We start from the raw sequence: 15,559 nt of genomic DNA on the forward strand, positions 1-15,559 counted from the left end.
TCCTTACGCCCGGTCGGCCTGGCGTTCGCCAAGCAGCCCGTTGGGGCGGAACAACAGCACCAGGATCAGCACCGCGAAGGCAAAGATGTCCTGGTAGTTGGCCCCCAGGAAACCGCCGGTGATCTGCCCGGTGTACCCTGCCGCCAGGGACTCGATCAGCCCCAGCAACAGGCCGCCGGCCATCGCGCCGAACAGGTTGCCAATACCGCCAAGCACCGCCGCCGAGAAGGCCTTGAGGCCCAGCAACAAGCCCATGTAAGCGTCGGCCTGGCCGTAGTTGATTGCGCGCATGACCCCGGCGATCGCACCCAGGCTGGCACCGATCAGGAAGGTCGCACTGATCACCCGGTTGATGTTGATGCCCATCAGCCCAGCCACTTCCTGGTTTTGCGCGGTGGCCCGCATGGCCTTGCCCAGGCGGGTTTTGTCCACCAGCAGCCAGAGGCCGAGCATGATCACCACAGCAATCAGCATGATCGACAGCTGTACGTTGGTGACCGTGGCGCCGAACACGTCTATCGGCTGGGTCTCAACCACCTCAGGGAAGGTCTTGTAACCCCGCCCCCAGATCATCATCGCCAAGTTCTGCAGGACAATGGAAATGCCGATGGCGAGGATCAACGGCGTCAGCCGGGGCGCTTTGCGCAGGGGTCGGTAGGCGTACTTTTCCATGCCCTGGGCCAGCAGCATGCACACCACCACCGCGGCCATGATCGCCAGCAGCAAGGTGATGATGCCGGGGGCGAAGCCTGCGCCCGCCAGCATCGTCAGTACCGAAATGGTCACCATGGCGCCGACCATCACCACTTCGCCGTGGGCGAAGTTGATCAGGCCGATGATGCCGTAGACCATGGTGTAGCCCAGGGCTACCAGGGCGTAGATGCTGCCCAGCACCAGGCCGTTGAGGACCTGTTGCAACAAGATATCGAAATTACCGTCCACGAGCTGAATCCTCGAAACTGCGTTGACGTCGGCGCGCGGCGATACTGCGCCACGCGACCGACTGGCCTGGCAGGTGGGAAAAGTCTTCTTGTTATGTCGCAGGCGCAGGCCTGCTTGTTATGGGTGTAACGCAGCGGCGGTCAATCGCGCTCGACCGAGAGGGTCTTCCAGCCGCCGTCGGCAAACTGGAACACCGTCGCTGCCGGGCTCTTGAGGTTGCCCTGGTCATCGAAGGCGATGGTGCCGGTCACGCCGTCATAGCTTTCGCGCTTGAGCACCGGCAGATAGGTTTTGGGGTCGGCGGAGCCGGCCTTGACCATCGCGCTGATGGCCGCCCAGGTGGCGTCGTAGGCGGCTGGCGAGGACTGCACCACGCCAACCCCGAACTTATCCTTGAGCTTTTGCTCGAAGGCCGCACCCTTGGGCATTTCCAGCAACGGCGTGCCGTAGTTCCAGGCGTAGGTGCCTTCGGCGGCGCTGCCGGCCATCTGCTTGAACGAATCGTTGGGCAGGTTGCCGATGTTCATGAAGCGCGCCTTCAGGCCCAGGTTTTTCATCTGTTTGGCCATGGGCGCGGCCTGGTAGTCGAGGGCCGCGAAGAACACCGCGTCGGCTTTCTGCGCTTTGGCGGTGGTGAGGATGGCGTTGAAATCGGTGGACTTGTCGTTGGTGTACTCACGCACCACCACGTTGCCGCCTGCTGCCTTGACCGCCTTGGTCACTTCGTCGGCCAGGCCCTGGCCGTAGGCCGTGCGGTCGTCGAAGATGGCGATGCGCTTGGCCTCGAGCTTGCCCACCAGGTAATTGCCGGCATAGCGGCCCAGGGTGGCGTCATCGTTGACCACGCGGAATACCGAAGGGATGCCTTGGCGGGTCAGTGCCGGGTTGGTGGCCGAAGGCGAGATCTGCGGGATGCCGGCGGCGGCGTAAATTTTTGAGGCGGGGATGCTGGTGCCAGAGTTGTAATGGCCGATCACCACTGCCACCTTAGAGTCCACCAGGCGCTGGGCCACTGCGGTGCCGGTGCGTGGGTCGGCTACGTCATCTTCGGACACCAGCTTGAACTGCGCGACCTTGTCACCGATCTTCAGTTGCTGCTGGTTGGCCTCTTCCAGCGCGATCTGGATACCATGTTCGACGTCCTGTCCCTGGTGTGCCGAGGGCCCGGTCAGGGGGCCGGCGAAGCCGATCCTGACAATCTCACTGTCTGCTGCGTTCGCCGCCCCCATGGCCATCAGCAACGTTACCGCGGTCGCAAGGGTTGTACGCCCTGCCTTGTTGTTATTCATGCTCAGCTCCCAGTAGTCATTGGACGAACCTCGACATCGATTACCGCTTGCGATTTGGCCGGTACGCCATCGCACTTGTAAGATAACAGTCAGCAGGCAACTGTCAATGGGTGTATGCTACGGCAACGGGTAAAAAAAGCTGCGCAACGACGAACGATCCGAGCTGACCGGAACGGCCGTTCAGGCCACCTGGTCAGATGTTTGATAACATATGCCCATAACATCACCGCGGGTTGGCTACGGATCCCGCCCCAACAGGCTTGAGGGCTGCGCGCAACCTGCCGGAGAACCACCGTGATGAGCCAATCAGTTTCAGGAGCAACTTGTTTATGAATGCGTCGTTAGGAACGCGTCGCGCCAACCTGGCGGAAACCGTGATCCAGGAGCTTTCCAGCCGGATCGACAATGGCACCTACGGCCCGGGGGCCAAGCTGCCCTCCGAGCAAGAGCTGTGCAAAGAATTCAACGTCAGCCGCCCGGTAGTCCGCGAAGCCGTGGCCTCCTTGCGCCTGGGCGGGCGCCTGATCGCGCGCCAGGGCGTGGGCGTGTTCGTGGTCGAGCAAGACGTCAAGCGCATCGGCTTTGCCATCGACAGCGTGGTCGATGACGTCCGCGCCGCCGCCCAGATTCTGGAACTGCGCCTAGGGATTGAAACCGAGTCGGTCGCCCGCGCTGCCGAGCGCCGCAGCCCAGCCAGCATGGCCGCGATCACCGAAGCGTTCGACCGCTTCAACTCGCTGGATGGGGCCACGGAAGAGGAAGAAGCCAAGGCCGATTTCGAGTTCCACCTGGCCATCGCGCGCGCCACCAACAACCCGCACTTCACCCAACTGCTGGAAGCGTTGGGGCCGGACATCATCCTTGACCTCAACCTCAAGCATGGCCAGGTGACCGGCAAGAACCGCCAGGCGCATATCAAGAAGATCGGCCGCGAGCATGGCGCGATTCTTTCGGCGATCAGCATGGGTGATGTGAACAGCGCACGCACGGCGCTGCGCAAGCACCTGGAAGAAAGCCTGTCGCGGTACCAGCGGTTGCTCGACAGCAAGGCCTGACCTGCCTTACGCAACGCGCTTCACTGTAGGAGCAGCCTTGTGCTGCGAAGAGGCCCGTGACAAAACAGCAGATCTTCGCTGCTTTTACCGGCCTCTTCGCAGCACAAGGCTGCTCCTACAGTGGGATACCCTGTCCGTGGTTTAAAAGGTCAAAGCCCCAGGCACACGTACTTGATCTCCAGGTAATCCTCGATCCCGTACCGCGAACCTTCCCTGCCCAAGCCCGACGCCTTCACCCCACCAAACGGCGCCACTTCGGTCGCCACCACCCCGACGTTCACGCCAACCATCCCATACTCCAGCGCCTCGGACACCCGCCACACCCGCCCGACATCCCGCGCATACACATAGCAAGCCAAGCCGAACTCGGTGTCATTGGCCTGGGCGATCACTTCCTCTTCAGTGCCGAAGCGGAAAATCGGCGCCACCGGCCCGAATATCTCCTCACGCGCCACCCGCATGTCGGGCGTTACATCCGCCAGCAAGGTCGGCTCGAAAAACGCCTCGCCCATCGCATGCCGCCGGCCACCGGTCACCACCCGCGCACCGCCCTCCACCGCCTCGCCTACCAGTTGCTCGACGCCCAGGGCGGCGCGCCCATCGATCATGGGCCCGACCTGAGTGCCCGGGGCATCACCCTGCCCTACCACCAGTTCACGCACCCGTTCGGCAAAGCGCTCGACGAAACGCGCGTAGATGCCGTCCTGGATGTAGAACCGGTTGGCACACACGCAGGTCTGCCCGCTGTTGCGAAACTTGGCGATCAACGCGCCTTCCACCGCCTTTTCGAGGTCAGCATCATCGAACACGATAAAAGGCGCGTTGCCACCCAGCTCCAGGGTCACTTTCTTCACCGTCGCTGCCGACTGCTGCAGCAACTGAATGCCAATCGGCGTCGAACCGGTAAACGACAACTTGCGCACTACCGGGCTGGCCGTCAGCTCACCACCAATGGCGGCGGAGTCGCCGGTGACCACACTGAACACACCGGCTGGAATACCCGCCCGCTCGGCCAGCACGCAAAGCGCCAAGGCGCTGAAGGGTGTCTGCGAGGCCGGCTTGAGCACCAGCGTGCAACCCGCCGCCAATGCCGGGGCCGCCTTGCGGGTGATCATGGCGGCCGGGAAGTTCCACGGAGTGATCGCTGCGCACACACCGATTGGCTCCTTGGTCACGATCAGCCGCCGATCGGCACTGGGCGACGGAATGACATCGCCATAAATGCGCTTGCCCTCTTCGGCATAGAACTCGACATAGGCGGCGGCAAATGCGATTTCGCCGCGGGACTCGGCCAGCGGCTTGCCCTGCTCGGCGGTCATGATGCGCGCCAAGTCTTCCTGGTGCGCGAGGATCTCGCGGAACCAGGCCTGCAGCCGGGTAGCGCGCTCCTTGGCGGTGAGTGCCCGCCAGGCTGGCAAGGCATGCTCAGCGGCGGCAATGGCGCGGCGGGTTTCGTCTACGCCCATGCGCGGCACATGGCCAAGCACTTCGCCGTTGGCCGGGTTGGTCACGGCGATGCGCTGGCCGTTGTCGGCCGCCTGCCATTTCCCGTCGATGTAGCACACTTCACGCAGCAGATCGTGATCGGCAAGTTTCATGTCGATTGGCTCGTTCGAGTAAGAAAAAAGGTGGGGGCCGAATAGCCCCCCACCTGAGGCGAAATCAGCGCTTGGCCTGCAGGGCCTTGTCGCGGATCTGGCTGAGGGTCATGCGCGGGGTCAAGGCTTCAGGGTCGACCTGCACCTCGATCAGGGCCGGTTTACCCGAGGCCTGGCAGCGCTCGAAGGCACCCGCGAAATCTTCGGTGCGGGTGACGGTTTCGCCATGCAGGCCATAGGCGCGAGCCAACGCAGCGAAGTCCGGATTGTGCAGCTCGGTGCCACTCACGCGGCCGGGGTAGGTCCGCTCCTGGTGCATGCGGATGGTGCCGTACATGCCGTTGTTGACCACCACGGTGATCACCCGCGCATCGTAGTGCGCCGCCGTGGCCAACTCCTGGCCATTCATCAGGAAGCAACCATCACCCGCGAACGCCACCACAGTGCGCTGCGGATAGGTCAGCTTGGCTGCCACGGCTGCAGGCACGCCGTAGCCCATGGAGCCGTTGGTTGGCCCGAGCAAGGTGCGGAACACCCGGTGCTGGTAGCCCCGGTGCACCCAACCGGTGTAGTTGCCGGCACCGCAGGTGAGGATACTGTCGGCTGGCAGGGTCTTGTTCAGCCAGGCGATCACTTCGCTCATCTGCACAGCACCGGGCGAGCGCGGCGTCTCGAAGTTGCCGCGATAGCCGCTGTTGAGGCTGGCGGTCCAGTCACCGAAGGCGTGCGGCTGCACGGCTGGCAGCGCCGCAGCCTGGCTCAGGAAACTGGCCGGGCCAGCATTGATCCCCAAAGTCGGCTGATAGACACGGCCGATTTCCTCCGCGCTCGCATGCACGTGCACCAACGCCTGCTTGGGCGTGGGGATCTCGACCAGGGCGTAGCCACCTGTGGTCATCTCACCCAGCCGGGCACCGACCGCGATCAGCAGGTCCGATTGCTTCACCGCATCGACCAGTACCGGACCGGCTGCCAGGCCTAGGTCGCCGGCGTAATGCGGGTCGGTGTTGTCGAACAGGTCCTGGCAGCGGAATGACGCCGCCAGCGGCAGGTTTTGTGCCTGCACGAAACGCTTGAGGTCAGCCACGGCCTGGTCGTTCCAACCGCCCCCACCGGCGATGACCAGGGGCTTACTCGCCTTGGCCAACAAGACTTGCAGCTCATCCAGCGCAGCAGGCGCCGGGGCCGCCTCAACGCGCTGCGCCGGGCGTGCATCGGCAACTTGCACCAGGTCGGTGAGCATGTCTTCCGGCAGCGCGATCACCACCGGCCCCGGGCGGCCGCTGATGGCGCGCTGGAAGGCTTGGTTAACCAGTTCGGGGATGCGCGCCGCATCGTCGATCTGCACCACCCACTTGGCCATCTGGCCGAACATGCGCCGGTAATCCACCTCCTGGAAGGCTTCGCGCTCAATCTGGTCACGGGCCACCTGGCCAATGAACAGCAGCATCGGCGTGGAGTCCTGGAAGGCGGTGTGCACACCGACCGAGGCATTGGTGGCCCCAGGGCCACGGGTAACGAAGCAGATACCCGGCTTGCCGGTGAGCTTGCCGTAGGCCTCGGCCATGTACGCCGCGCCGCCCTCCTGGCGGCAGACGATCAGGTCAATTTCGTCCTGCACATCATGCAGGGCGTCGAGCACCGCCAGGTAGCTTTCACCCGGCACACAGAAGGCGCGCTTCACGCCGTTCACCCGCAAGGCATCGACCAGTACCTGACCGCCACTGCGCTTCACTTCAGCGTTACTCATTGTTGTTCTCCTCAGGCAGTGCAATCAGATGACCGAGTCTTCCAAAAACGGCTTGTTGTCGATGACCCGCTGGTAGGACAGCGCGCTCAGGTCCAGCGAGCGGTAGCTGCCATAGGTGATCAGCTCGGACAAACCACGGCCGATGGCCGGCGCCTGTTGCAGGCCATGGCCACTGAAGCCGTTGCAGAACAGGAAGTTGCTGACCTCGTTGTGCGGCCCGACGATGGCGTTATGGTCGAGCACGCAAAAGTCGTAGTGACCGGCCCAGAAGTTGACCACCTTGATGCCCTCGAAGGCAGGTACGCGCTCGGCGAGGATCGGCCAGACTTCTTCGTCGAACTCTTCGTGCAGTACATCAAAGTCTTCGAAGTCCACTTCCGGGTCGTTTTTCGGGTAGGTGCCGCCCAGGTAGAACTTGCCCTCGGGGCGGAAGAACACCCCGGTCGGGTCGATGGTCAGCGGCACGGTGCCTTCCAGCGGGGTGCGGCAGTCGAACACGAACAGCGAGCGGCGGCGTGGCTCGACCGGGATGTCCAAGCCTGCCATGCGCGCCACCTTGGTGCCCCGGGTGCCGGCGCAGTTGACCAGCAGGCCACAACCGATGCGCTCGCCACTGGCCAGTTGCACCGCGGTGATGCGATCGCCTTCGCGCTGGATACCCACCACCTCGTTCTCGATGTACTCGATGCCCATCGCGCGCGCCTTGCGCCGGAAGCCGTTGAGCATGCCCAGGCTGTCGAACCAGCCTTCACCGCTCTGGCCATAGCTCGCCCCGGCCAGGCTGTCGATGTTCACCCACGGGAACTTGCGCTGGAGTTGCTCAGGGTCGAGCAAATGCACATCGGCGCCATGCGAGACCTGGGTGTCGTGCAACCGGCGCAGCACTTCATAGCCCTTGTCGTCGCCCAGGAACAGGTAGCCGTTCTCGTGGAAGGCGAGGTCCGGACGGTCGCCGTCCACCGCCATTACCTCGGGGAAGTTGCGCACGAACTCGGCGCCGAACTTGGAGATTTCGATGTTGATCGGGTTGGAAAACTGCTGGCGGATCGAGCTGCTCGACAACGCGGTGGCCGACTTGTTGTAGGTCCAGTCGCGCTCGATGACCAGTACCGACCCCTTGAAGTCCGGGTTATTGGCCAGGAAGTAGGCGGTGGCACTGCCGTTGACCGCGCCGCCGACGATCACCACATCGTAGTTGTGTTGTTTAGCGGTAGAAGCCATGGAATAAGCTCTCTTCTGATGTTGCGAAGATCAAGGCATGAAGGTTTGCCTGTACTGGCCTCATCGCCGGCAAGCCGGCTCCCACAAGTACAGCGCACAGTTCTGGCTCGGCGCCGTACCTGTGGGAGCCGGCTTGCCGGCGATGAGGCCGCTACAGGTTATTTCGGGTCTTCGAAGTGCCCGGCGCCGGCGAAGTTGCCACCGTGGTAGCGCGCTGCAGGCTCGTTCGGGTCGAGCGGCGGGTGCTCGGCCAGCACCTTGTCGCGGTAGCTGTCGGCGCTGTCCTTGGGCACGTAGCCAAGCGACGACGCCAGGCGGTTGTCCCACAGGCTTTCGCGGTTGGCCGACATGCCGTAGACGATCATGTGCCCGACCCGCGGCGCCAGCAGCGAGCGCTCGGTGAGCTGGGCAAAGTCGTCGAACGACAGCCAGGTGGCGAGCATGCGTCGGTCCAGGGGTTCGGGGAACGACGAGCCAATGCGCAGGTTCACCGACTCGATGCCGAACTTGTCCCAGTAATAGCGGCCCAGGTCCTCGGCGAAGCACTTGCTGACGCCGTACAGGCTGTCGGGGCGATGCGCAGCGGTGGCGTCGATGGTCTCGGTGCGGTCATAGAAGCCGATGGCATGGTTGGAGCTGGTGTACACCACCCGCTTCACGCCATTGCGTCGGGCCGCTTCGTAGATGTTGTAGGTGCCGATGATGTTGCCGTTGAGGATTTTGTCGAAGGTGTCTTCGAGCGGCACGCCACCGGCATGCACGATGGCATCGACGCCTTCGGTCAGCGGCAGCACATCGTTGAAGTTGGCCAAGTCGCAGCGGATCAGTTGCTCGTGCGGCGCCGCATGGCCCAGGTCAGCGATGTCGGTCAGGCGCAACTCATCGGCAAAGGCTGCCAGGTGCTTGCGCAGCACGCTGCCCAGGCGCCCGGCGGCGCCGGTGATCAGCAGGCGTTTGAATGGCTTGCTCATGTATTACCTCTTTGTCTGCAAGGGCTCAGGACAAGGCCGCGAACGCGTCGCGCAATTGCCCCAGGGCTTGTTCCAGTTCCTGCCGCGACGTGGCGAACGACAGGCGTATGTAGGGTTCCAGGCCGAAGGCCGAGCCCGGCACGGTGGCCACCTTGCCGACCCGCAGCAAGTAGGCCGACAGGTCGGCATCGTTGGCGATCACCTGGCCATCTGGCGTGTGTTTGCCCATGAACGCCGCGACATTGGGGAAGGCATAGAACGCCCCTTGCGGCATTTGCAGGCTCAGCCCCTTGATGTCGGCCAGCCCGCGCACCACCAGCGCACCCCGCGCCTGGTACTCGCGGTTGGCCTCGCGGACGAAGTCCTGCGGGCCATTGAGGGCCGCCACCGCTGCCAATTGAGAAATGCTCGACGGGCAGGTTGTAGTCTGCGACTGGGTCTTGTTCATCGCGACGACCAGGTCCTTGGGGCCTGCCGCGTAGCCCAGGCGGTAGCCGGTCATGGCATACGCCTTGGACACCCCGTTGATCAGCAAGGTGCGCTCGCGTAGGTGCGGGCACGCCGTGACAAAGGACACGAAGGGCTGGTCGCCGAGGACGATGTGCTCGTAGATCTCATCGGAGATCACCAGCACATGGGGGTGACGGTCCAGTACCTCGCCCAGCGCAGCGAACTCCTCACGGGTAAAGATCGCCCCGCTCGGGTTGTTCGGCGAATTCAGCATCAGCCAGCGGGTGCGCGGGGTGATGGCCGCCTCCAGCTGCTCAGGCTTGAGCTTGAAGCCCTGCGCCGCATCGCATGGGATGACCTTGGGTACGCCGCCGTTGAGCATCGCCATGTCGGTGTACGACACCCAGTACGGCGCCGGGGTGATCACTTCGTCACCCGGCTCAAGGGTGGCCAGGAAGGCATTGAACAGCAGCTGTTTGGCGCCGTTGCCGACGCAGATCTCATCCAGGCCATAGGCCAGGTCGTTTTCCCGGGCGAACTTGTCGACGATGGCCTGGCGCAGCACCTCCAGGCCGTTGGGCCCGGTGTAGTGGTTGTTGCCGGCCAGCATCGCCTGGTGCGCGGCCTCGATGACATGACCCGGGACGTTGTAGTCCGGCTCGCCGAGGCTCAGGTTGATCACCGGCTCGCCCTGGGCCAGCATCTGCTTGGCCAGCACCGACACAGCCATGCTCGGCGAGCTTTTTACCGCGCGTACGCGGCTGCTTTGCACATCCATGGTCTAGCGCTCCTGTGCGGCATCGAAGCCGTAGTCGTCACGCGCCTGTTCGGCGCTGATGTAGCCAAAGCGCACGTCCCGCTCGACCTGCTGGCGGTCGCGCTGACGCGGGTCGCCATAGCCGCCGCCACCGGGCAGGCGCAGCACCAGGCGGCGCTCTGCGGGGACGAACTGCTGACCCTTGCCGCGCAGCAGGGTGCCGTCATCCAGGCCGACGTAGCCTTCGGCACCGGCCTGCCCACCTTCAAGGCCGCGGGCAGCATGCTGAATGCGGTCGAACATGGCGCTGAAGCGGAAGCTGTAACCCTCAGCCGCCGACACTTCAATTTCCTGGCCCAGGCCGCCGCGCAGCTGGCCCGCGCCACCGGAGCCCTCACGCAGCTCTTTGCGCCAGACCACCACGGGGCCAGCATGCTCGGTGGCCTCCACTGGCATGGTGTGCACGCCGCTGGGGAATGCCGTGGCGCTCAGGCCATCCATCGCCGAGCGCGCGCCCATGCCACCGCTGTTGAACATCAGCATCTCGGCGTTGCGCCCACTTGGGTTGCTCTCCAACGGACGCACGCTCAAGTGCAGGTTCCACAGCGCACTGGCGCCTTCTGCCGGGACCTTGCCCGGCAGACACTTGTGCAGCGCTCCCAGCACCAGGTCTGGTACGAAGTGGCCCAGTACGTGACGCACCGACACCGGCGCCGGGTGCTTGGCATTGAGGATGCAACCCTCGGGCGCAGTGACCTCGAACGGCGCCAGCGAGGCCGTGTTGTTGGGGATCTCCGGCGCAACGATGCATTTGAGCCCATAGCAGGCATAGGCCTTGGCATAGCCCAGGGGCACGTTGATGCCGAACTGGCTCATGCCCGAGGTGCCGGTGAAGTCGCTCTTGATGCCATCGGGGCCAACGGTGAGGGTCACCGCCAGGGTCACCGGCACGTCATAGCCGTCCAAGGTCATGCTGTTGCTGTAGGTGCCGTGGGGCAGCGATTTGAAGCATTCCAGCGTGGCGCGGCGGCTGTGTTCCAGAATGAAACCGCCAATGTGCTCCAGGTCATCCAGCTGGAACTCGTCGAGCATGTCGAGCAGGCGCTTGTGGCCGGTTTCGTTGCACGCCGACAAGGCGTAGAAGTCACCCACGACGCGGTCGTTCTCACGCACGTTGTTGCGCAGGATGTTGATCAGGTCGCGGTTGACCTTGCCACGCTCGAACAGCTTCATGATCGGGATGAACAGGCCTTCTTCATACACCTCGCGGGCATCCGGGCCGAAGCCGCGGCCACCGATATCCACCACATGGGCGGTGCTGGCGAAGTAGCCGATCAGCCTGCCCTTGTAGAAGGACGGCGAAACGATGGTGATGTCGTGCAGGTGGCCCGTGCCCTTCCACGGGTCGTTGGTCACATAGACGTCACCTTCGAAGATGTTGTCCTCACCAATGTCATTGATGAAGTGCGCCACTGCCTCGGCCATGGTATTGACGTGGCCCGGCGTACCGGTGACCGCCTGGGCCAGCATGTTGCCGGCGCGGTCGAAGACGCCGGCAGACAGGTCGCCCGCCTCGCGCACACTGGTGGAGAAGGCGGTGCGGATCAACGTCAGCGCCTGCTCTTCGACCACGGAGACCAGGCGGTTCCACATCACCTGCATTTGAATGTCGATCAACGTATCGCTCATGGTTCTGGCTTCCGAATCAGGCGTTAGCGGCGCACGACCAGCAGGCAGCCGTCTGGCTGGACCGTGGCGGTGAAGTTGGAGGTGACGAAGGTCGAGGTTTCGCGCTCGACGATGATCGCCGGGCCGTCGACGCGGGCACCCACCTGCAGCGCTTCGCGCGGGTGAATGCCGGCCTCGACGAAACCACCGGCAGCCACATCGAAAACTGGGCGCTTGGCCTGCTCTTGGGCGCGGTAGGAGGCCTTGACCTCTTCCACTTGCTGCACCGGCGGCAGGGGCGAACTGGCCTTGACCGACCAGCTGACGATCTCGATGTCTGGCCCCTCGATCGGCCGACCGAAGAAGCGCGTGTAGGCGTCTTCAAAGAGGCTTTTGAACTGCGCGGTATCGGCATTGCTGAAGGGCTTGAACGGGAGCGCAACGGGGATTTCCCAACCCTGGCCGACATAACGCATGAACGCGGTGCAATCCATCTCCGGCTCACCCTCGGGCATGCCCTGGCGCAGGAAGCCCAGCGACTCGGCTTTCATTTCTGCGATCAGGTCGTTGATGCGCGCGGCATCGAATTCGGACAAGCGCACGAACGCACTGCGCACGGCTTCGTAGCCGAACGGTGCCCGCAGGAAGCCGATGGCCGAGCCCACCCCCGCACCGGCCGGGACGATGAAGCGTGACACGCCCATCTTCTCGCACAGCCGCGCTGCATGCAGCGGGCCGCCGCCGCCGAAGGTGATCATGGTGTAGTCGGCAATGTCCTTGCCGCTTTCCACGGCGTGCACACGGCCGGCGTTGGCCATGTTTTCGTCGACCACTTCACACACGCCGAAGGCGGCCGTGTCGGCAGCGATGCCCAGTGGTTGGCCAATCACCCGGGCCATGGCATTGGCGGCGCTGTCGCTGGACAGGCGCAGGGCGCCCCCTGCGAAGTTGTCCGCATCCAGGCGGCCGAGCAGCAGGTTGGCGTCGGTAATGGTCGGCTCCAGGCCACCTCTGCCATAGCAGGCCGGGCCGGGTTCGGAAGCGGCGCTGTGCGGGCCGACGCGAATCTGGCGCATGCTGTCGATGCTGGCGATCGAACCGCCGCCAGCGCCGATCTCGACCATTTCCACCACCGGGATGGAGATCGGCATGCCACTGCCCTTCTTGAAACGATAGGTGCGGGCCACTTCGAAGGTCTTGGCGGTTTTCGGCACCTGTTCTTCGATCAGGCAAATCTTCGCCGTGGTGCCGCCCATGTCGAACGACAGCACGTTTTGCAACTGGTAACGGCGCGCGATGTCAGCGGCGAAAATCGCACCACCGGCTGGCCCCGACTCCACCAGGCGCACCGGGAACTCGGCGGCGCTTTGCACCGAGATGATGCCGCCACCGGAGTGGATCATGAACACCGGGCAATCGGCGCCTTCTTGCTTGAGGGTCACCACCAGGCGGTCGAGGTAGGACTTGATCAGCGGCTTGACGTAGGCGTTGGCACACACGGTATTGAAGCGCTCGAACTCGCGCATCTGCGGTGAGACTTCGCTGGAAATCGAGATCGACAGCTGCGGCAGGCGTGCCTGCAGCGCGTCGCGCAGCTGACGTTCGTGGGCGCCGTTGACATAACTGTGGATGAAGCCGATGGCCACGCTCTGGTAATCGCCTTCGGCGATGCGCTCGACCAGCGCGTCGATCTCGGCCTGCTCGGGGGCGATCAGCACCCGGCCTTTGACGTCCAGGCGTTCACGCAGGGTATAGCGGTGTTCGCGGTCGATCAGCGGCGGCGGCAGGACGATGTTGATGTCGTACTGCTCGAAGCGGTTTTCGGTGCGCATCTCCAGGGTGTCACGCAAGCCTTCGGTGGTGATGAAGGCGGTGCGTGCACCGCGGCGCTCGATCAGCGCGTTGGTGGCCAGGGTGGTGCCATGGATCAGCTGATCGATGTCCGAGAGGGCCAGGCCAGCCTGCTCCACCACCTGGCGCACGCCGGTGAGGATGGCCCGCTCGGGCAGCTCGTAGTCGGTCAGGATCTTGGTCGAATGCAGCACGCCATCCACATCCAGCGCGATATCGGTGAAGGTCCCGCCTATGTCCACGCCGACCCGGCATGATGTCGCAGTCATCGTCATATCCCCTGCAATGCTTTGTAGTTATCTCGACCTGCTGAAACGGTCTTCATGTAAGTTATATGTTGTCTTACAGGTGGTCAAGCATCTGTGGCTGGAATTCTGTAATGATTTCGAGGGCCTCTTCGCGGGTAAACCCGCTCCCACACACCTGCGAAGAGGCCGCCCAGGTCAACCTGCCGTTTTGACCATCCGCCCACCCCCCACCGCCTGTGCGGTAGGGAATACTTCAAGCCGCGACACATCCACCTGCCGTGGCATCTTCAATGCCGCCAGCAGCAGTTGGGCGATGTCCTCCGGCTGGATCGACTCATAACCGTCATACAGCTCGCTGCCCGCCGCCTGCATGCCCATCGCCGTCTTGTACAGCTGGGTCTGTACTCGGCCCGGGGCAATCTCGGTCACCCGCACGCCACTGCCCAGCAGGTCGCAGCGCAAGGCATCGCAGAACAGGCTCACGCCAGCCTTGGAAGCGCCATACACCGCGGCCCCAGGGTGCGGCGCGCGGCCGGCGCTGGAGCCGATGAAAAACAGATGCCCCCTGCCCCGCTCGAGCATCCCCGGCAACACCTGGCGCGTCAGGTGCAGCGGCGCCTTGAGGTTGATGTCGAGCATGTTGTCGATCTCGCCCTCGTCAATGTCCTGGAAGGCGGCACGGGTCGAGAGAATGCCAGCATTGTTCACCAGCACGTCCAGCGGCAGCCCCTCCAGCGCGGTACTCAACGCACGGTAGTCACGCACGTCTGCCTGCAGGGTTGTCACGCCCGGCTCACGGGCAAGTTCTGCCAAGGCTTCGGGGCTGCGCCCCACAGCGATGACCTGCAGGCCCGCATCGCGCAGCGCCAGCACGATCGCCTTGCCGATACCGCTGGTGGCCCCGGTCACCAGCGCGCGCTGGTAGCCCTCGGGGAAAGCGACTTCAGGCATAGATGTAGCCTCCGCTGACGATCACGTTTTCGCCGGTGGCGTAGCTGTTGCGGCTGCTGCCCATCATCACGATCCATTCGGCGATTTCTGCCGGCTCCGCAGCGCGGCCCAGCGGGTTGGCAGCTGCCAGCTCGCCCAGGAAGCCCAGTTGCTTGGCGCGTTCGGTGGCAAAGCCGGCCGGGGCCACCGAGTTGACCAGGATCTGCTCCTTGGCACAGGCCTGGGCGAACGATTTGGTCAGGCTGACCACCGCGGCCTTGGTTGCCGCGTAATGGGCATTCTGTGGGTGAGCCTTGAACGCATCCACGGAGGTGACGTTGACGATACGCCCGGTCACTGCGGGCGCTGCCACGTACTGCTGCATGTGGCGCACGGCGGCGACCATCATGTGGTAGGTGCCTTTGATGTTGACGGCGTTCTCCAGGTCCCACTCTTCATCGCTGATCTCGAAGATGTCCTGGCGCGGGTAGATCGCCGCGCTGTTGACCAGGCAATGGACCCGGCCCAGGGCTTCGACAATTTCGGCGAAGGCGGCATGGGCGGTGTCCTTGCGGGCGATGTCGCCGACCGCGATGGCCACCTCTACACCCTGCCCGCGCAACGCTTCGGCTGCTTGTACCAACAACTGCTCATTTCGGTCGATCAGGCCGATCTTGCCGGCGCCACGCTTGGCCATCAGCCGGGCTGTTTCCAGGCCCAGACCCGAGGCGCCACCTACGATCACCACCGTTTGATTATCCACACAACACCTCCGCGATTGAGTCTTTACGTAAGATGCCTGTTGTCTTACATTTGGTCAAACATCAAT

12 protein-coding genes are annotated in these 15,559 nt (G+C 63.8%); 1 reads left to right on the forward strand and 11 read right to left on the reverse strand.

The features are described from left to right. Nucleotides 1-3: 3 nt before the first annotated feature. Nucleotides 4-942, reverse strand: coding sequence for a branched-chain amino acid ABC transporter permease (locus AC5PZ0_RS22590; RefSeq protein WP_238217070.1), 939 nt, complete (start codon nt 940-942; stop codon nt 4-6). A gap of 140 nt (nt 943-1,082) precedes the next feature. Then, nucleotides 1,083-2,231, reverse strand: a complete 1,149-nt coding sequence (locus AC5PZ0_RS22595; RefSeq protein WP_493855768.1) for a branched-chain amino acid ABC transporter substrate-binding protein — start codon at nt 2,229-2,231, stop codon at nt 1,083-1,085. Between the two features lie 329 nt (nt 2,232-2,560). Between AC5PZ0_RS22595 and AC5PZ0_RS22600 the strand changes: the two genes are divergently transcribed. Next, entirely contained in the window at nt 2,561-3,286 is a 726-nt protein-coding gene (locus AC5PZ0_RS22600; protein WP_238217066.1) for a FadR/GntR family transcriptional regulator, read from the forward strand. Nucleotides 3,287-3,435: 149 nt separating this feature from the next. On the opposite strand, the gene AC5PZ0_RS22605 is transcribed toward AC5PZ0_RS22600, so the two are convergent. From AC5PZ0_RS22605 to AC5PZ0_RS22645, 9 genes are all read right to left on the reverse strand, one after another. Beyond that, nucleotides 3,436-4,884 carry an NAD-dependent succinate-semialdehyde dehydrogenase gene (locus tag AC5PZ0_RS22605; RefSeq protein WP_493855769.1) on the reverse strand — a complete coding sequence of 483 codons (1,449 nt, stop codon included), beginning with the start codon at nt 4,882-4,884 and terminating at the stop codon, nt 3,436-3,438. Nucleotides 4,885-4,948: 64 nt separating this feature from the next. Then, nucleotides 4,949-6,634, reverse strand: coding sequence for a thiamine pyrophosphate-binding protein (locus AC5PZ0_RS22610; RefSeq protein WP_493855770.1), 1,686 nt, complete (start codon nt 6,632-6,634; stop codon nt 4,949-4,951). A 24-nt stretch (nt 6,635-6,658) separates the two neighbouring features. After that, nucleotides 6,659-7,855 carry an NAD(P)/FAD-dependent oxidoreductase gene (locus AC5PZ0_RS22615; protein ID WP_493855771.1) on the reverse strand — a complete coding sequence of 399 codons (1,197 nt, stop codon included), beginning with the start codon at nt 7,853-7,855 and terminating at the stop codon, nt 6,659-6,661. A gap of 158 nt (nt 7,856-8,013) precedes the next feature. Next, nucleotides 8,014-8,826: an NAD-dependent epimerase/dehydratase family protein gene (locus tag AC5PZ0_RS22620; protein WP_493855772.1), complete on the reverse strand. Its 813-nt coding sequence runs from the start codon at nt 8,824-8,826 to the stop codon at nt 8,014-8,016. A gap of 25 nt (nt 8,827-8,851) precedes the next feature. Then, the gene (locus AC5PZ0_RS22625; protein ID WP_493855773.1) at nt 8,852-10,054 is read right to left on the reverse strand and encodes a pyridoxal phosphate-dependent aminotransferase; all 1,203 of its coding nucleotides are present in this window, start codon (nt 10,052-10,054) and stop codon (nt 8,852-8,854) included. A gap of 3 nt (nt 10,055-10,057) precedes the next feature. After that, nucleotides 10,058-11,722 (reverse strand): hydantoinase B/oxoprolinase family protein, encoded by a 1,665-nt coding sequence (locus AC5PZ0_RS22630; protein WP_493855774.1) that lies wholly within the window; start codon nt 11,720-11,722, stop codon nt 10,058-10,060. Between the two features lie 23 nt (nt 11,723-11,745). Further along, the gene (locus AC5PZ0_RS22635; protein WP_493855775.1) at nt 11,746-13,821 is read right to left on the reverse strand and encodes a hydantoinase/oxoprolinase family protein; all 2,076 of its coding nucleotides are present in this window, start codon (nt 13,819-13,821) and stop codon (nt 11,746-11,748) included. Between the two features lie 174 nt (nt 13,822-13,995). Beyond that, the gene (locus AC5PZ0_RS22640; RefSeq protein ID WP_493855776.1) at nt 13,996-14,751 is read right to left on the reverse strand and encodes an SDR family oxidoreductase; all 756 of its coding nucleotides are present in this window, start codon (nt 14,749-14,751) and stop codon (nt 13,996-13,998) included. Then, complete coding sequence (locus AC5PZ0_RS22645) at nt 14,744-15,493, reverse strand: SDR family NAD(P)-dependent oxidoreductase (protein ID WP_493855777.1); 750 nt, start codon at nt 15,491-15,493, stop codon at nt 14,744-14,746. Before AC5PZ0_RS22645 ends, AC5PZ0_RS22640 begins: the two co-directional genes overlap by 8 nt. Nucleotides 15,494-15,559 lie beyond the last annotated feature (66 nt).

Source organism: Pseudomonas sp. 5.2, assembly GCF_059025405.1.